An 18,301-nucleotide genomic window follows, 5' to 3' on the forward strand; every position below is an offset into this window, starting at 1 on the left:
CACCTTAAAATTCGTCGTAAATAAAGTGAACCGAAGTAAGGCCGCTATATTGATACAAATAGATTAGTGCCATTAAGATAACACAATAAATAATTGTCGTCAGAACAAACTTTCCTATTCGTTTGCCGCGCGAATCGATTTTCTCTTTTTTATCCATATGTCTCCCTCAATAACAATAAATATACTATTGACTATAGTACTACAGATGCCGAATAACCCAATATTTCGAACGGATATTTTACCAAATTTAAACAATTTATCTATCTGGTGGTTGCTTGTTCATCTTGCAACAAGCGTTATAAGCAAAGCACAGTGAAATAAATACAATTAGCGAAATAAAAATTAACGCAAAAATCGCTAGCAGCATTAGGTTACGCGGCTGTTGCCAGCGCACGTTGTTTGCTGTCGTTAACAAATAAACTGCAAACAGCACAATGATACCTAATTCTATCCCAAACCACAATGTATAATCAGCTAATCCCATCTGCTTGGCCGTTTGAATAACTAATAACCAAGCAGAAGCCGGAATTAAGCAAAACCAGCCGGAAAATCGCAGCCAAAAAATAATTTTTTTACGGGCTTTTTGCTGTTCCATTTTTGCTCCTTAATTACTTTCAAATAACAATTCTATGCAAATTACTATCATTATAACATTGCAATGCCAGTGAACCATTTTACGTAATAGAAAAATTGCTTATTTATAAAATTCGTCATACTTTTTTCACATTTAACAGTTATACTAAAAGAGTAATTAATAAGAATTAAGATTCTCATTACATTACAACTCAACTTTTTTGTTTTTCATTCATACTCCTCCAAGTATAAATAATAATGAAAAAACCGAAATGACTTTATAAGTCAATTTCATATCTATCCCTTTCGACTCACGTGTGTTGCGTGAGTTTTTCTTTCTCTTTAATGGTTCTGAAGAAATTCTTTACTCTTTCATAAGAGTTTTTACACGCTAATTTCACAATTTGAGGTTATTATAGATAATATAGTAAGTCAAAAGACTTACTATATACTCCCACTTTTTTATTTCATTCATTCTTACTCCTTCAAAGTAGATGAAAACTAACAGGCTCGCAATTTTTGCGAGCCTTTTCCCTTTTATTTGGTACTTTTTAACAATAGTGAAAGGATTTTAATAATGTTCTCACCAGTAATTGAACGTTTAATTCAAGAAAAAGCAGGTTCGTTTTTAATTCCCGCAACACGAATTGCCTTCGTTTACGACGATAATCCGCTCTACCACGCATTTTTGATTTTAACACGTGTAAAATATTCCAAAATCCCCGTTCTTGACCAGCAAAATCATGTTGTTGGCTTACTTAGCTTAGCAATGATTACAGATAAGATGATGAAAACAGATAAGATTTCACTTGATCCGCTAACAGAATTACAGGTTAAGGATGTGATGCAGGTAGATTTTCCTAAGATTAATTTTGCCCAAACAACTTTAGAAGTCCAATTGCACCTCTTAGTCGACAATGCCTTTTTGCCTGTTGTTAATGATCATGATGTCTTCCAAGGATTATTAACTAGACGTGAATGGATCAAAGTATTTAATTACATTGCACATAATTTTGATAGCAAATATAAAGTAACATCTATCACAAAAAATAGTGATATTTAAAACTACAAAATATTTTTTGCTTATTTTTAACTTTTTTTAGCACTTTTATTTAAACTGTATTATAATAACTAACAACAAGAGTAAATTAGTTTAAGTTCTTTTGTATATGCTGGTTTTGTTAGTACATAATTCATAAATAATTTGGTTTAAATATACATTTTATGAGTTATATACACAATTATAATTATTACTATTGCTTAGCAATAATTAGATAACATTTTTATAATATTGTTGTATTAAGCGTCATAAAATAAGATAACATCTTATTTAATTAGTTAGAATAGGAAGAAACTAAAATGACAAATAAGACAAACAATGATGATTTAACTTACTTGGTTAAAACCATCATCAAAAATTATTCTTATCCTCAAGATAATGAATTATCTCTACAGGAAAAGCAAGAATTAGTTGACAAGCTGAAGAAGCTAGACCAGCAGTCTGGTCATCTAAGCGAAATTATGCGGATTACTCATGCCTTTTATGAGGACCGCATTGCTAAACAGTTCAAAACAATGGATATCAATTTTTCCTGGGTCTTTGAAATGCTGCAACATGAATTGGTGTCTGCCACTCGTCTGCATGCCCTACTATTGAATCTAGCACAAGCAGAACATTTTTCAGCAAATAGTGTTACCAAAATCAATCACTACTTTGAGGAAACCAACGATTATGGTAATAATGATAACTTTGTTACTATGTCCTCTTCCGATATAATCGATGCTATCAGGTTAGCTAAAGCCGCACACTTGCATACAATTAACAAGGCAATTGATGACAAAGAAGAAGGCATAATTCCAACTGGACCTCGAGTAGTTAAGCAAGCTAAAGAAGAAACTAGTAAAATTATCAAATTAAGTGATTATTAACTAAAAAGGTTGAATTCTAAATGAATTCAACCTTTTTACTTTGAATACCAATTAAAGGTCACAATTAAATTTAAGCCAATTTAGACTTATTCTAATTAAAAATAATAAATGAGTGCTAAAATTAATAACATAAAAATATTTTTTATTCATGGAGGCATTATAGTAATGAATTTACGACGTCAATGGAAATTTATCCTTGTACTAGTTGCTGGAGCTATCGGACTAATCTGCCAATTCGGTCTGCAAACTAAGAGCCTATTCCAAATTGGCAGCTTACAATTTCCAATCCAAACAATATTAATTGATATTATTGGTATTTTAATGGCAATTTCCTTATTAACAGAAATTGTTGGTGATTTCAAAACTGGACGCTATGGCGTCGATATCTTAGCTGTCATTGCCGTAGTCTCAACTATTTTAATCGGTGATCAATGGGCTGAATGGATGATTTTAGTCATGATGACCGGTGGTGAAACCTTAGAAGATTACGCAACTGGTCAAGCAGACAAAGAATTACGATCGCTGCTAAGCAATTCACCAAGTATTGCGAACAAAATTGTTAACGAGAAGTTGGTCGCTGTTGCTGTTGACGAATTGCAGCTTGGCGACCATGTTTTAATTAAACCCGGCGAACAGGTTCCTGTCGATGGCCAAGTTATTAAAGGAATATCAAACTTTGATCAATCTTCATTGACTGGTGAATCCGTGCCGGTTAACAAAAATCCAGGTGACGAATTAATGTCGGGCGCAATCAACGGCAGCGATGCTGTTGAAATGGTTGTTACCAAAAAGGCTAGCGATTCTGAATATCAGACAATCGTTTCTCTAGTTAAATCTTCGCAAGCACAGCCCGCTAAGTTTGTTAAAATGGCTGATCGTTACGCTGTTCCCTTTACTATTATTTCTTTAGTTATCGGAATTGCAGCTTGGATTCATTCAGGTAATCCGGTTAACTTTGCTGAAGTGATGGTTGTTGCATCCCCATGTCCACTTTTAATTGCCGCACCAGTTGCCTTGGTTTCCGGCATGAGTTCGATGTCGCAGCACCATATCATTGTTAAGTCTGGCCCAACTCTCGAAAAATTAGCAGCTGCCAAAACTTTTGCTTTTGATAAAACCGGAACATTAACTGAAAACCAATTAGTCATTGATGCAATTGTACCAGTAGATCAAAGTACGGTTAGCCAACAAACTCTACAAAGTTACGCTGCCAGTGTTGAGCAACAATCAAGCCATATTATCGCTAATTCATTAGTTGATGCTACTGATAAAAAGCTGTTACAACCTGCAACAGATATTAAAGAAACTACTGGCGAAGGCATCAGCGGCAACGTAGAAGGCCACACTGTTAAAGTGGGTAAACTATCTTATGTTGCACCTCATGAACAAGTTAATACCATTAATTCTACTGCCGTTTATATTGCCATTGATCATGTCTATGCTGGCTATATTACTTTTAAGGATCAATTACGACCAGAAAGTGCCACAACCATTGCGCGCTTAAAGCGTCAAGGCGGCGAACATATCATGATGTTAACTGGTGACCACAAGGATGTTGCTGATAGAATCGGTCAAGCTGTCGGTGTTGATGATATTCGTTCTGAACTTTTACCAGCTCAAAAAATTGCAGCAATTCAAGAAGTACCTAAAGAAAATCGTCCTGTTGTCATGACCGGTGACGGTGTTAATGATGCGCCAAGTTTAACTGCCGCTGACGTTGGCATTGCCATGGGTGCTAAAGGAGCATCAGCTGCCAGCGAAAGTGCCGACGCCGTTATTATGGTTAACGATTTATCTAAGGTCAACGATGCTGTTGCAATTTCCAAGCATACAATGAAAGTTGCTAACGTTGACGTTTTAACTGCCATCACGATTGTCATTATTATTGAAATGATTGCCTTTACCGGTGTTATTCCTGCATTCTGGGGAGCAATCATTCAAGAATGTGTCGACATGATTTCTATTAGTTTAGCACTGCTTGCTAAAACTAAACCTAAAAGTCCTAAACAAACAGGCTTAGTTGCAAACAATTAATCATTCGCTTAAACTTAAAATAATTAAATAAATAATTAAATATTATTAGTGGTTGGAGTTTTATAACCAAAATAAAAACTTTCAAGATTTGCTCTTTTGGGTCAAAGAGCGACTTGGAAGTTTTTTTGTTTACTTTAGAAAGGCAAAATTATGATTTTTATTGGCAACTTAATTTTAATTTTACTTAGTTCCCTTATTCTTGGTCAAATATCTACTAGACTAAATATGCCGGCGGTGATTGGCGAGCTTGTTTGCGGCTTCGTTCTCGGGCCAGCTATCCTCAATTGGATCCAGCCCAGTAATTTAATTGATATTTTTTCACAGTTAGGTGTTATTCTATTACTGTTTTTGGCTGGCCTTGAAAGTGATCTTACTCTTCTCAAAAAATATTTTAAGTTAAGTTTTACAATAGCAACAATTGGAGTGCTTCTGCCAATTATTCTTATTGGCTTAACTTGTTATTTTTGGGGAATACGACCACAGGAAGCAATTTTTATTGGAATCGTTTTTGCAGCAACTAGTGTTTCTATTTCCGTTGTTGTCTTACAAGAACAAGGGCAACTTCATAGCCGTGCAGGTACAGCAATCTTAGGTGCAGCCGTTGTCGATGACATCTTAGCTGTCATTGCTCTCAGCTTATTCACAGCTTGCAGTCAAAAAGGTAAAACTAGCGGCCCTACTAACAACCCAATTTTAAATTTTAGTCTAGAAATTGGTTTCTTGGGTTTTCTCTGGCTGATTTACCGGCTAACTCCTCAACTTATGCATCTGGCTAATAAAATGACCATTGCTCATGCGCCCAATATCATTGCCCTAATTCTTGTTTTTACTTTAGTTTGGTGCGCTGAATATGTTGGTTTATCGGCAGTAATTGGTGCCTTCTTTGGCGGCCTAGCACTCAGACAAACACCGCAACATAAAAAAATCTCTCATACAATTAGCACAATCGGTTATTCGATTTTTATTCCTTTTTTCTTTACTAATATCGGTTTAGCGATTACCTTCAATAGCTTAGGTCATGATTTGATTTTCATCTGTATCATGACTATTTTGGCCATTGTTTCTAAATTTTGGGCTGGTAAATACAGTAGTCTACTCTTTGGCTTTAGTAAAAATGAGGGTAACATTGTCGGTGCCGGTATGATTTCACGTGGTGAAGTAGCCCTTATAGTTTCTCAATTAGGACAGAGCCAGCATTTATTTTCCCAAGATGTTTATTCTAGCCTCATCTTTGTAATTATTATCTCGACTATTTTGTCACCATTTATTCTTAATCACTTTATCAAGATACAAGCAGCGCCCAATAAATAGGGCATAGAATTATATAGTGCATGGGTCATAATTGAATACCGAAGATCTTTAGTTGTCATATAAACCCACGCTAATACACAGCCCAAAGCCCAGTAAAGTAAAATATATTTAGTAACCTTGGGATCGTGCATGTAAGCAAACAAAAAGCCGCTACAAATAATCCCTACCCACTTATTTAATTGCGTTTTTTGTATAAAAAAAGTATTAAAAAATAATCCGCGAAAAATCGTTTCCTCACAAATCGGTGCAATTAAGCAAACCATTGGAGCATAAAACACACCCGCTTGCAGTGAAATTTTGTTTAAACTTGCCTGATTAGCCGACGTTTTCGTACTCGTGATTCCGAGGATGATAACCATTATAAAATTTACAAGTAAGATTAAAATGACACCAACAATCATAATTAATAACCGACGATAATCCCAATGCGGTTTTTGGTTGAAGCCCCAAGTATTTTCTTCATCCAGCTGACGCTTATACAAGTAAAAAATGAAGCCCAAAACCAAGAATGTTACTCCACTTGTTACTAGCACCAGCCCTGTCTGATTAAGATGCAGTAATTTTTGCACTTGCTTAGGAAAAAAATAAAAACACTGCAAAAATTGATATGCTGCAAAAGCCAAAATAATACTGGCTGCACAACTCATGTAATAAAATATTTTTTTCATTTTGCTCCACCCTAATCTACTATGACTTTCATGCTTGTTTTTATTATAATAGATTTATCTCGTATTACCTAAATTGGAGAAATCATTATGCACTTTTTTCGATTACTTAGTTCAAACGGACCATTTACAATAATATCGGTTATACTGCTAATTTCACTGATCATTTTCTTAGCTGCATGGTTCAAGGAGCCTCGGCGATTACTAAATGGAATTTTATTTACTATTTTTATTCTATTATTAGGAATTTGGCTGACCGTACTTGTTATAGCAACTAATTTACATGCTTTACTTATCATTTATGCTACTTTACTGGGCCTGATAGTGGTAGCTGTCGCTTTAATTGTTGCTTTTTCGTGGTTATTCTTTCTCTGGAATGCTTATTTTGTTTGGCAGAAAGAAAGTCACACATTACCTAATCTACTAACCCTTTTTATTGGCCTAGCATTAATTATTATGTGGCTAATTGTCTTAACTGGACCGTTCACAGCTGCACCGAATTGGCTTAAAGTCTTGCTTTACGCAACACCAGCTGTTGTCCTTTATTTACTATTAGTAGCCTACAACTTTCTCATTAATCTAGCATTGTATCAATTAGTACCTCGACAATATAATCAAGATTACCTCATTGTTCTAGGAGCTGGCTTATACAATGGAGAAACTGTGACCCCACTCTTAGCCAGCCGCATTAACCGCGCCATTCAATTTGCACAAAAACAAGTTGCCAAGGGGCGAAAAATGCCGAAGTTTATTATGTCTGGTGGCCAAGGTAGCGACGAAAAAGTTGCAGAAGCGCAAGCAATGACTGAATATGCTATTGCTCGCGGTATCAACCCTAACAATATTCTGCAAGAAAACAAGTCACAGAACACATATCAAAACATGTTATTTTCTGCCAAAATAGCTACCAAAGATTATGGCAGTAAAGATTTTCGGGCAAAATTCTTTAGTAACAATTACCATATTTTTCGAGCATCCCTATTTGCTAAGTCTGCTGGACTCAATGCCAATGGTATAGGCTGCTATACTAGGTTTTATTTTCTTCCTAATGCAATTGTTAGAGAATTTGCTGGTATTTTTGTTATGAACAAAAAACGTCATCTTACTATTATTTCATTAATTTTAATATTATTTGTTATTGCATCAATTCTTACCGCCATGGGAGTTATAATATTATAATTTTTTGAATATTATTGTATCCATATATTGCCTCTAGATTATAATTTATACAAATGCTAAACTATATATTGTGTTATAAATATTATTGAACACAGGATAAATATAAAAATAGGTTACACATTAATAGAAGGAATAGGATATGTTGCAATTAAAAAATATCTACAAATCATACCATGTTAGCGACTCTACCACTCACGCGCTAGATAATGTTACTGTTTCATTTCGTAATAATGAATTTGTTGCGATTTTAGGGCCTAGTGGTTCTGGCAAAACAACCTTACTAAATATCATTGGCGGACTTGATCGTTACGACAAGGGAAACATGATTATTAACGGTACATCTACCCAAAATTTTACAGATACTGATTGGGATGCCTACCGTAATAACTCTATTGGTTTTGTTTTTCAAAATTACAATTTGATTTCTCACCTATCAATTATTGCCAACGTTGAGCTAGGCATGACCCTCTCTGGTCTTCCTGCAAAAGAAAAGCATCAACGAGCAATTGACATGTTAACAGAAGTTGGTCTTAAAAAGCATCTTAATAAACGCCCCGAGCAATTATCGGGTGGACAAATGCAACGCGTTGCGATTGCTCGAGCACTAGCTAACAATCCAGATATTTTACTTTGTGATGAGCCTACCGGTGCGCTCGATACTAAAACTTCTGAACAAATTATGAAATTAATCAAGCGCTTATCAAAAAAGCGGCTCGTTATTATGGTTACACATAATCCTGAAATTGCCCAAAAATACGCAACTAGAATTGTTAATTTTCAAGACGGGAAAATTATTAAAGATTCTAATCCCTATAATCATACTGAACAAGAAGATAATTTTAAACTAAAACGCACTAAGATGTCATATTGGAACGCAATTAAGCTTAGTTTTACCAATATTATGACTAAAAAGGGCCGAACTGCCTTAACCGCTTTTGCTGCTAGTATTGGTATTATTTCAATTGCGATTGTCCTAGCAATTTCTAATGGCTTTCAAAAACAGATTGACATGACAATGAGTAAATCACTTGCAAAATATCCTGTTATTGTCAATGAATCAGTTACCAATCTAAATGAAGTCACTAACCGCAAAGCATCACAAAAGAATGTCAAAAGTCGTGGTTACATTCAAGCAGAAAAAGATAAAATGGTGCAATCACTGCATATCAACAAGATTACTTCTAAATATACCAACTATATCAAAAAGATAAATCCTGACTATGCAAATAATATTTCTTACCAGCGTGGAACTAACCTGAATTTAATCGCCAAGGTTAAAGGAAAAGTCGAACGTGTCTCATTCTCACCTAACGATACTCATAATGCGCAAAACAGTGATGCAGTTAGAGCGCAAACTGTTAACGTAACTGGACTTGGATCTTCTGTTTTTCCAACTACTCTTAGCTCTGACAAGCAGGGATTTTTAAAGAGTAATTATGAATTGTTATCCGGAAATTGGCCACATAAAGCTACAGACTTGGTCATAGTTACTAACAATAAAGATACAGTAAATATTAATGCCCTTAAAAATTTAGGTTATAAACTAAAAATCGGCGACAAAATAAAATTTAAGCAATTACTTGGTCAAAAATTTAAAATTGTTTCAAACAATGACTATTATGAGCAAACACCTACTGGTATTTTTGTTCCTCAAGAAGTCAGCGATGATATGTATAATAATAGTGCCCTCACTTTACGAGTTAAAGGAATTATTCGACCTAAAAGTGAAAATGCAATGTCACTTCTATCTGATGGTATTGCCTATAGTGACAATTTGGCACAAAAGGTTATCAAAATTAATCAAAACTCAGATATTATTAAGGCCCAAAAACACTCTAGCCATAATGTCTTAACTGGTCAAAGTGTTAATTATTACGGCAAAAAGCGTGTCTTAGAATCCTTAGGTAGCTCAACTTTGCCTAGTGGCTTTATGATTTATCCAAATAATTTTAAGTCAAAGGATCAAGTACTTGATTATCTTGATAATTGGAACAAAGGTAAGTCAAAAGCTAACAAAATTATTTACACGGATATGTCTAGTGTTGTAACTTCAATGACAGGTGGTATTATCAATGGTATTACCACAGTTTTAATTGCTTTCGCAGCTATTTCCTTAGTTACTTCAATGATTATGATCGGGATTTTAACTTATACATCTGTTCTTGAAAGAACCAAAGAAATTGGTATTCTCAAGGCTTTGGGTGCACGTAAAAAAGATATTACCCGCGTTTTTGATGCCGAAACTTTTATCTTAGGCATTTTTTCAGGAATTCTAGGAATTGCTATCGCCTATATCCTTACCTTCCCAATTAACAATATTTTCCTCAAAATTACGGGTCTGACCAATGTTGCTCAGCCTAACCCACTACATATTCTTAGTCTAATCATTATATCAACAGTCTTAACCTTACTAGGGGGCCACATCCCTGCACGAATTGCTGCTAAAAAAGATGCGGCAATTGCTTTACGCAGCGAATAATTTTATTAGTATACAAAGGTCTTAATTACTAGAATTGTAATCAAGACCTTTTTTGTATTAACTTTTTCTAGATTACTCTTTTTATCAATGTTAAACTAAATTATTAATCATTACTTTATTACAGAAAAGGATAACAGTATGCTTCAATTAAAAAATTTACGCAAATCTTACCATGTAGGTGATACAATCACACACGCGTTAAATGATGTTTCGATTTCATTTCGTGATCAAGAATTTGTTGCAATTTTAGGTCCAAGTGGTTCTGGTAAAACAACAATGCTAAATGTGATTGGTGGCCTTGACCGCTATGATTCAGGCGATTTAATCATTAATGGTAAGTCAACTAAAAACTTCAAAGAAACCGACTGGGATGCTTACCGCAATAATTCTGTCGGTTTTGTTTTTCAAAATTATAATTTAATCTCACACTTATCGATCATTGCCAATGTTGAATTAGGAATGAATTTATCTGGAGTTGCGGCGGCTGAACGCCATAAGCGCGCAATTGATGCTTTAACTGAAGTTGGTCTAAAAGAGCATCTTAACAAACGCCCCAACCAATTATCTGGCGGTCAAATGCAGCGGGTTGCCATTGCGCGTGCTTTAGCCAATAATCCAGATATTTTGCTATGTGATGAACCTACTGGTGCGCTTGATACTGAAACTTCTGAGCAAATCATGCAGCTAATTAAGCGCGTTTCTAAGGATCGCTTAGTAATCATGGTGACGCACAATCCCGAACTAGCAAAAGAATATGCTTCACGAATTGTCAATTTCCAAGACGGTAAGATTCTTAACGATTCCGCCCCCTATAATCCAAAAGACAAGCAAGATGCTTTTAAGCTTAAGCGAACCAAAATGTCTTATTGGAATGCTATCAAACTTAGCTTTACCAATATTATGACCAAAAAAGGCCGTACTACTTTAACCGCCTTTGCCTCAAGTATTGGTATTATTTCAATTGCAGTTGTTTTGTCGTTATCCAACGGTTTCCAAAAACAAATTGACTCTACTATGAGTAAGGCATTAGCTAAATATCCTGTTTCAATCAGTCAAACGGCAACTAATGAAACAAGTACTAAAGATGATGATTCTGACAAAAATGTCAAAAATCGCGGCTACATCACTGCTAAAGAAAGTGAACTGCAATCATCTACACACCAAAACAAAATTACGCCCAAATATATTGATTACATTAAGCGAATCAATCCTGATTATGCCAACAATATTTCTTATCAACGCGGCGTCAACCTTAACTTACTTGCCAAAGATGGCAATAAAGTCAAACAGGTTAAATTTTCAGCCAGTGCTACCAGCGGCCAAGAAACAGCTCTAGAAAAAGCTCAGCAAAGTAGTGGTTTTGGTTCAGCAGTTTTCCCGACAACACTTAAATCTGGTAAGACTTCATTCTTAAAGGACAATTATCAGTTACTCAATGGTACTTGGCCTAAAAAAGCAACTGACCTGATCTTAGTAACTAACAACAGGAACACGATCAATATCAACGTCTTCAAGAATTTAGGTTATAAAATTAAAACCGGTGATAAATTATCATTTAAGCAATTAATTGGTAAAAAATATAAGGTTATTAACAATGATGATTACTACCAAGAGCTACCAACAGGAATGTTTGTCCCCCAAAAAGCTGATACTGCAATGTATAATAATAGTAAAACTACTTTGCTCATTGTTGGTATCATCCGTCCTAAAAATAAGAATTCACTATCCTTACTTTCACCCGGAATTACTTACAGTGACCAACTAACTCAAAATATCATTAAAGCTAATCAAAATTCGGCAATTGTTAAGGCCCAGAAGAAGTCCAGCCAAAACGTAATGACCGGACAAAACATGAACTCAACTGAAAAGAAGCAACTAATGCAAACCATTGGTGGTTCAACTTTACCGATGGGCATCATGATTTATCCCAACAATTTTGATTCTAAAGACAAAGTCTTAGATTATCTTGACAAGTGGAACAAGGGCAAGAATAAAAAAGACAAGATTATTTACACAGATATGTCTAGCGCTGTTACATCAATGACCGGTGGCCTACTTAACGGTATTACAACCGTTTTAGTTGCCTTTGCCGCAATTTCGCTAGTCACTTCAATGATTATGATTGGTATCCTAACTTATACCTCGGTGCTTGAACGAACCAAAGAAATTGGGGTTCTTAAGGCGTTAGGTGCTCGTAAGAAAGATATAACCCGTGTCTTTGACGCTGAAACTTTTATTTTAGGAATTTTCTCCGGTGTCCTTGGCGTAGTTATTGCCTATCTACTTACCTTCCCAATTAATAGCATACTCTACAATTTAACTGACTTAAGTAATATTGCACAACTTGATCCGATACATGCACTGATTTTAATTGTTATTTCAACAATTTTAACTTTGCTCGGTGGTCATCTTCCTGCTCGTATGGCTGCCAAAAAAGATGCTGCAATTGCCTTAAGAAGTGAATAATAACTAAATAATAATTCATAAAGCCTAATTAGTGTTTCATGTGTAACACTAATTAGGCTTTTTATTTAACAAAAGCATTATATTGTAACTTACCTAATTTACTTATTGACAAATTGGCATATACCAATTTATAATTAATTTAATAAATTAAGGAGGAGTAATTATGAAAATTATCATTACCAATAATAATGCCCAAGGTGGTACTGAAGCATTTAAAATCTTTAAAAACAGTATTGATCACGGCGGCAAAGTATTTGGTTTAGCTACTGGATCTACACCACTAACCCTATATAAAGAATGGACTGAAAGTGATGTTGATACTCACAATTTAATCAGCATTAACCTAGATGAATACGTTGGCCTAACCCCTGACAACGATCAAAGTTATCATTACTTCATGCAAAAAAATTTATTTGCCAAAAAACCATTCAAAAAATCATATGTTCCTGACGGAATTAAAGCGATCAAAGATCCTGAAGGTGCAGCGAGCGATTACAATCAGATTATTAAAGAAAATCCAATTGACGTTCAACTTTTAGGTATCGGACAAAACGGTCATATTGCTTTCAACGAACCTGGTACATCATTTAATTCTGTTACACATGAGGTTAAATTAACTGCTAACACAATCAAGGCAAATTCACGTTTCTTTAGTAACATTGATGATGTGCCAAAATCCGCAATTTGTACGGGCATAGCAAACATTATGTCAGCTAAAAAGATCGTCATTATGGCCTTCGGGGCTAACAAGGCTGATGCTATTCAAAAAATGATTGAAGGACCTGTTACAGAAAAGGTTCCAGCATCTATTTTACAAAAGCATCCTGATGTTACAGTGATTATCGATAAAGAAGCTGCAAGTAAATTAAAGCAAAAATAGAATTCAATAAACCCCCTAAAGCAATGCATGTATGCATTGCTTTTTTGATAATGTGTATTAATAAAAAAGTATATACTTATCAGTGCATATCATTAAGTTCTTGTATCCCTCCGTATTATGATTAAAGTGTAATTACGAGAGGACGTGATCAATTGAAACGTAGCAAAAAATGGTTGTTAGTATTAAGCACATTACTACTAATGCCGCCACCAATCTATTTATTATGGGAAAATAGCAATTTTTGGCAAAAATATTTAAAATTGTCTTTACCACAAATCAAAAAAATCAATCCTATCTTTACCTGGTATTTAATTATTATTAGTACAATTGTTATTATAGTTCTTATTTTTAGCTTCATTACCTTGATATTTTGGCCTACCCAAAAAAGCTTTAACTTAATTCATAAAAATAGCGGACAAGTTAAAGTTACTAGTAAAGCAATTAATGGTTATATTCTGAGTTCCTTGACAGATTTACCATATTTAAATAATCCTAAGGTTAATTCTAGGTTAACTAAGCACCATATCAAAATAAAAATCAGTGGTGATTTAGGAGCCGGTGAAAATGTTGCTGCCCTTCTTAAAACTTATCTTGAAGAACTCAAGGGTAATCTTAAACAGACTTTAGGGATTGAACAAAAGCCTAAAATCAAAATCAAATTTAATAACTTTCAAGAAGCAACTAAGTCTGAACAGCGTGTGCAATAAAGGAGGCAATCATGAACAAATTTTTACAAAAACACTTTTCCGAGTTAAGTGGTGCTCTCAGCGGCCTTCTTTTAGCATTTTGCTTTTTAGGACTAGGTTTCTTCAAAACAGTTTTTGTAATCGTAATGCTAATATGTGGTCTTATAATTGGTCATTACTGGCCAGTAGTTAAAAGATTAATGAATAAGTAAGTATCAAAGGAGTCTTTAAAATGACACAAGCAAATCCAAAACAAGAAGTTAAAGGTAATTTGAAATATGATTCTAAAGTTATTCAAAAGATCATTGGCATCGCACTATCTGATGTTACGGGTTTATTAACCGTAGATGGTGGATTTTTCTCCAATTTAACTGATAAAATCGTTAATAGTAGCGATGTTACAACCGGTATCAACGTTGAAGTTGGTAAAAAACAAGTAGCTGTTGATATTGATATTGTCGCAGAATATGGTGTTCAAATCACTAAACTATATGATGAAATCAAAGAACGGATTTTTAATAAAGTCAAAGAAATGACGGGATTAGATACAGTTGAAGTTAGCGTTACCGTTGTTGATATCAAGACAAAGCAACAGCACCAAAAAGATTCTGTTAGTCTACAAGACCGCATCACTGGTGCCACTAAAGATACCAAAGATAAAATCAGTGAACAAAAACCAGACGAAAAGAAAGAACCAAAAAGAGTTAAATAATTATTGATTGGCTTTTTAACAGGACAGTGAGCATTTCACTGTCCTGCTTTTATAACTCAAATTATTTCCTAGGAAATAATTTATTTTTCCACATAATATAATTTTTCTGCTTGTCCTCTAAAATTATTTTCACCATATTAATATTAAAAATTGTTTGTAACCTGACAGATAATTACTGCCTTGACATTTATTTTTCCTTTTGGGATCATCATTCTCAAAGTAAAAAATGATTTGTTAAATAAAAATATAAGTAGTTATTCTTTAAGATTGGCTTTGAGTATAATTTTCTGCATCTATCTTTTAATTGGATTTATTATTTATTTTTATCAAAAACAAATGAATTTTTACAGTTGGATAATTATTAAATTTGGTTTTATCTAATTAAACAATTAGTTTTTATTGTTGATTAAGCTTTGTTCCACATGAAACAACCATCATTTAATTAGCCTACTGACCAATTCTACTTCCTTAACTACAGGCTGCATCCCATCTAAAACCAAGTCTGCATCTTTAGCGACAAGCTTCTGATTGTCAACAAAATATTGCCGCGCTTTAGTTACATATATTTTTGCCCATGAAATTATCTCGGCAGCACTTTTATCCTGACTGTCACGAATTATCGCCCTGGCAAATGCCACGTCTAGTGGAGTTTGCATGTAAACGACCCAATCAATATACGGACGTAAAATTTTATGGCAATAGCCAAAAGGAAAATCAACCAAAAGCAAAGGTGTCTTTCCCATTGTTCTTTTTAAATCCTGCATCATTTGACTAATATCATATTGGTTAATTGCATTTTTTAGTGGAACAGTAATAGCCGGCGTACTCGACAACTGGTCAATATCGTAATCATCAAAAGAAATCACCTTACTCTTAGTATATTTTTTCTGCAATGCATTAATTAATGTTGTCTTTCCACTAGCAGTCACACCACTAATTACAAGTACTTCACTCTTCATTTTATTACTCCTTAATTAAATTATTTAAATTTGTTTTAATATTAATTTATCACAAAGTCGCTTTTATATTGTAAAAAATATTGCTAGTAAGATATAATCATAATCATCAAAGATACTTTTTTGAAATTAGAGGTTTTAAAATGAACAAAATAGCAAAAATTTTGGGCATATCAGTTGCTACATTAGGTTTAGCTGGTGGTACTTTTACCAATCAAGTTAGTGCCAAAGCACATGTAATTAATCCTAAAAAGGCTGTTAAAAACAGCCAATACGGTTTAACTACACCTTTTACATTTACCAAAAGCTTGCAAGGTAAATGGTACAGCAATAACAATTTAACACCAGATCCATTAGTAATTAATAAAACGACTTTTATTAATCCGCATACTGGTAAACAAATTAAAGCTGTAATTGCAGGTAAAGTTAACGGCACAAATAAATATCTGTGGCAAATGAGCAACAAATGGCAATCAAAACATGCTAAAGTTTTTAAAAATGTCGCTCGCGATTCTTTCAAAGTAATGGATAACATTAAATGGACAATTATTAGTCCAGTCAATGAAAAGACTACTGCTAATGGCTATGCTTTTACAGAAAAAGATGAAAAAATCAATGATCAGACTACAATTAAAGTCGTATTTGAAGCCAATCCAACAAATGGTAAAGTTTATAACCAATATTTTACAAGTAAAGACGCAGCTGATAAGTATTCAGCAGTCCACTTTAAAGATGTAACCTATACCGACATTAACTGGAAATAACTATCGTAAACCGGACAATTTTTATCTTGTCCGGTTTATTTTGTCATCATTATAAGTAAACGTCAGTTTTGTTTCATGTGTAACAATTTGTATTTATATTCATAAAATTAGCTAATAATGCAATAAATATTTTTCGATAAATATTTTTTACCCTGCAATATACAAAATCGCTTGACATTTTTCGTTTAGTTTTAATTTACTTTTTCCTTGTTTTACCCCTATATCTCGTATTAAACTTAATAAGTATCAATATGTTGTATTTAAGAAAGAACGTGATCCAAGTTATTGTTTTAAGTGGGCCAATTGGAGCCGGTAAATCCAGTTTAACCAGTATTTTAGCTGAACATTTAGGTACACAAGCCTTTTACGAGGGAGTTGACAACAATCCCGTGCTTCCTTTGTACTACAAGGATATGAAGCGTTACACGTTTCTGCTTAATATCTACCTGCTCAACCATCGTTTAGCACAGATTAATCAAGCTGTTCAAGAAAAAAATAGTGTTTCAGATCGTTCAATTTATGAAGATGCCCTCTTTTTTAAAATGAATGCCGACAGTCAAGTTGCTGATCCAACCGAATTTCAAATTTACGATAGTTTACTTGAAAACATGATGGAAGATACGCCTGGCAATCCAAGTAAAAAACCTGACCTGCTTATTTACATTCATGTATCACTCGATACAATGTTAAAGCGAATTAAGAAGCGTGGCCGTTCATTTGAACAAATCAGTACAGATCCAAGCCTAAAAGACTACTATGCCCGCCTAATCCGCTACTATGAGCCATGGTATGAAAATTATCATGCTTCACCAAAAATGGCAATTGATGGCGATAAGTTTGATTTCATCATCAATGAAAGTGCTAAAAAAGAAGTTTTACGCGAAATTGATGACAAACTGCGTAAAATAGATAATTTATAATAAAAGAAGGAACGTGATGACAGTTATTGTTTTAAGCGGGCCAATTGGAGCCGGTAAATCCAGTTTAACCAGTATTTTAGCAGATTACTTAGGAACTAAACCCTTTTATGAAAGTGTTGACAACAATCCCGTCTTACCACTTTTTTATGCGGATCCTAAAAAATATGCCTTTTTATTACAAGTATTTTTCTTAAACACTCGTTTTCGTAGTATCAAAAATGCCCTCACAGAGGACAACAACGTTTTGGACCGGTCAATTTACGAAGATGCTCTTTTCTTCCAGATGAACGCCGATATTGGTCGAGCAACTCAAGAAGAAGTTGACACTTATTATGAATTGCTACACAACATGATGAGTGAACTTACCCATATGCCAAAGAAAAATCCAGACTTATTAGTTCACATCAATGTTTCATACGAGACGATGATTAAGCGAATTCAAAAACGTGGCCGGCCATACGAGCAACTTAGCTATGATGCAACTCTTGAGGACTACTACAAACGACTTTTACGCTATTACAAACCATGGTATGACGACTATGACTACTCACCAAAAATGACAATTGACGGTGATGAACTCGATTTTATGACTGATGAACAAGCACGTGAAACAGTTTTAAATCAAATTGTTGCTAAATTAAAAGAAGTTGGTAAATTACCTGCATCTTGGGATAAATCAACTAAAATCTCAATTTCTGAGTAAGCATTCAATCAACTTTTTAAATAAAAGTTCTTGACTTCTTCATT

General features: G+C 34.2%; 18 protein-coding genes and 1 other annotated feature. Of the genes, 14 read left to right on the forward strand and 4 right to left on the reverse strand.

The genetic code is table 11. From position 1 onward, the window contains the following. Positions 1 to 4: 4 nt before the first annotated feature. A complete protein-coding gene (locus OZY43_RS07850; protein WP_277164724.1) occupies positions 5 to 157 on the reverse strand; it encodes a teichoic acid D-Ala incorporation-associated protein DltX in 153 nt (50 codons plus the stop codon). Positions 158 to 256: 99 nt separating this feature from the next. Continuing rightward, positions 257 to 595 (reverse strand): hypothetical protein, encoded by a 339-nt coding sequence (locus tag OZY43_RS07855; RefSeq protein WP_277164726.1) that lies wholly within the window; start codon positions 593 to 595, stop codon positions 257 to 259. A gap of 555 nt (positions 596 to 1,150) precedes the next feature. Here OZY43_RS07855 and cbpB point away from each other — a divergent pair. The 4 genes from cbpB to OZY43_RS07875 all read left to right on the forward strand — a co-directional run bounded on the left by cbpB (position 1,151) and on the right by OZY43_RS07875 (position 5,847). Continuing rightward, positions 1,151 to 1,636, forward strand: coding sequence for a cyclic-di-AMP-binding protein CbpB (cbpB, locus tag OZY43_RS07860; protein ID WP_277164728.1), 486 nt, complete (start codon positions 1,151 to 1,153; stop codon positions 1,634 to 1,636). A 296-nt stretch (positions 1,637 to 1,932) separates the two neighbouring features. Next, positions 1,933 to 2,502 (forward strand): hypothetical protein, encoded by a 570-nt coding sequence (locus tag OZY43_RS07865; protein WP_277164729.1) that lies wholly within the window; start codon positions 1,933 to 1,935, stop codon positions 2,500 to 2,502. Between the two features lie 165 nt (positions 2,503 to 2,667). Beyond that, positions 2,668 to 4,536 carry a heavy metal translocating P-type ATPase gene (locus OZY43_RS07870; protein ID WP_277164731.1) on the forward strand — a complete coding sequence of 623 codons (1,869 nt, stop codon included), beginning with the start codon at positions 2,668 to 2,670 and terminating at the stop codon, positions 4,534 to 4,536. A gap of 50 nt (positions 4,537 to 4,586) precedes the next feature. Then, positions 4,587 to 4,646 (forward strand) — a sequence feature (sodium ion sensor (DUF1646 type); this cis-regulatory element may regulate processes involved in with the transportation of sodium ions). Between the two features lie 40 nt (positions 4,647 to 4,686). Continuing rightward, complete coding sequence (locus OZY43_RS07875; RefSeq protein ID WP_277164732.1) at positions 4,687 to 5,847, forward strand: cation:proton antiporter; 1,161 nt, start codon at positions 4,687 to 4,689, stop codon at positions 5,845 to 5,847. Here the strand turns inward: OZY43_RS07875 and OZY43_RS07880 are convergent. After that, positions 5,811 to 6,515 carry a CPBP family intramembrane glutamic endopeptidase gene (locus tag OZY43_RS07880; protein ID WP_277164734.1) on the reverse strand — a complete coding sequence of 235 codons (705 nt, stop codon included), beginning with the start codon at positions 6,513 to 6,515 and terminating at the stop codon, positions 5,811 to 5,813. The genes OZY43_RS07875 and OZY43_RS07880 overlap by 37 nt on opposite strands. 87 nt (positions 6,516 to 6,602) lie before the next feature. Between OZY43_RS07880 and OZY43_RS07885 the strand changes: the two genes are divergently transcribed. From OZY43_RS07885 to OZY43_RS07915, 7 genes are all read left to right on the forward strand, one after another. After that, entirely contained in the window at positions 6,603 to 7,691 is a 1,089-nt protein-coding gene (locus tag OZY43_RS07885; RefSeq protein WP_277164736.1) for a YdcF family protein, read from the forward strand. A 139-nt stretch (positions 7,692 to 7,830) separates the two neighbouring features. Then, a complete protein-coding gene (locus OZY43_RS07890; protein WP_277164738.1) occupies positions 7,831 to 10,170 on the forward strand; it encodes an ABC transporter ATP-binding protein/permease in 2,340 nt (779 codons plus the stop codon). A 138-nt stretch (positions 10,171 to 10,308) separates the two neighbouring features. Next, the gene (locus tag OZY43_RS07895) at positions 10,309 to 12,636 is read left to right on the forward strand and encodes an ABC transporter ATP-binding protein/permease (protein WP_277164740.1); all 2,328 of its coding nucleotides are present in this window, start codon (positions 10,309 to 10,311) and stop codon (positions 12,634 to 12,636) included. A 163-nt stretch (positions 12,637 to 12,799) separates the two neighbouring features. Then, positions 12,800 to 13,516 (forward strand): glucosamine-6-phosphate deaminase, encoded by a 717-nt coding sequence (locus OZY43_RS07900; protein ID WP_277164742.1) that lies wholly within the window; start codon positions 12,800 to 12,802, stop codon positions 13,514 to 13,516. Between the two features lie 152 nt (positions 13,517 to 13,668). Then, the gene (gene amaP / locus OZY43_RS07905) at positions 13,669 to 14,223 is read left to right on the forward strand and encodes an alkaline shock response membrane anchor protein AmaP (protein WP_277164744.1); all 555 of its coding nucleotides are present in this window, start codon (positions 13,669 to 13,671) and stop codon (positions 14,221 to 14,223) included. A gap of 11 nt (positions 14,224 to 14,234) precedes the next feature. Beyond that, positions 14,235 to 14,414 carry a DUF2273 domain-containing protein gene (locus OZY43_RS07910; RefSeq protein ID WP_277164746.1) on the forward strand — a complete coding sequence of 60 codons (180 nt, stop codon included), beginning with the start codon at positions 14,235 to 14,237 and terminating at the stop codon, positions 14,412 to 14,414. 20 nt (positions 14,415 to 14,434) lie between these two features. After that, a complete protein-coding gene (locus tag OZY43_RS07915; RefSeq protein WP_277164748.1) occupies positions 14,435 to 14,914 on the forward strand; it encodes an Asp23/Gls24 family envelope stress response protein in 480 nt (159 codons plus the stop codon). A gap of 434 nt (positions 14,915 to 15,348) precedes the next feature. On the opposite strand, the gene OZY43_RS07920 is transcribed toward OZY43_RS07915, so the two are convergent. Continuing rightward, the gene (locus tag OZY43_RS07920; RefSeq protein WP_277164750.1) at positions 15,349 to 15,873 is read right to left on the reverse strand and encodes an adenylylsulfate kinase; all 525 of its coding nucleotides are present in this window, start codon (positions 15,871 to 15,873) and stop codon (positions 15,349 to 15,351) included. Between the two features lie 140 nt (positions 15,874 to 16,013). Between OZY43_RS07920 and OZY43_RS07925 the strand changes: the two genes are divergently transcribed. The 3 genes from OZY43_RS07925 (at position 16,014) to OZY43_RS07935 (ending at position 18,257) form a co-directional block, all read left to right on the forward strand. Further along, on the forward strand, positions 16,014 to 16,634 hold the full coding sequence (locus OZY43_RS07925; RefSeq protein WP_277164752.1) for a hypothetical protein: 621 nt from the start codon (positions 16,014 to 16,016) through the stop codon (positions 16,632 to 16,634). Between the two features lie 272 nt (positions 16,635 to 16,906). After that, complete coding sequence (locus tag OZY43_RS07930; RefSeq protein ID WP_277166398.1) at positions 16,907 to 17,554, forward strand: deoxynucleoside kinase; 648 nt, start codon at positions 16,907 to 16,909, stop codon at positions 17,552 to 17,554. A 16-nt stretch (positions 17,555 to 17,570) separates the two neighbouring features. Continuing rightward, positions 17,571 to 18,257, forward strand: a complete 687-nt coding sequence (locus OZY43_RS07935) for a deoxynucleoside kinase (protein ID WP_277164754.1) — start codon at positions 17,571 to 17,573, stop codon at positions 18,255 to 18,257. Positions 18,258 to 18,301: the final 44 nt, after the last annotated feature.

Source organism: Lactobacillus sp. ESL0785 (genome assembly GCF_029395455.1).
Lineage (GTDB): Bacteria > Bacillota > Bacilli > Lactobacillales > Lactobacillaceae > Lactobacillus.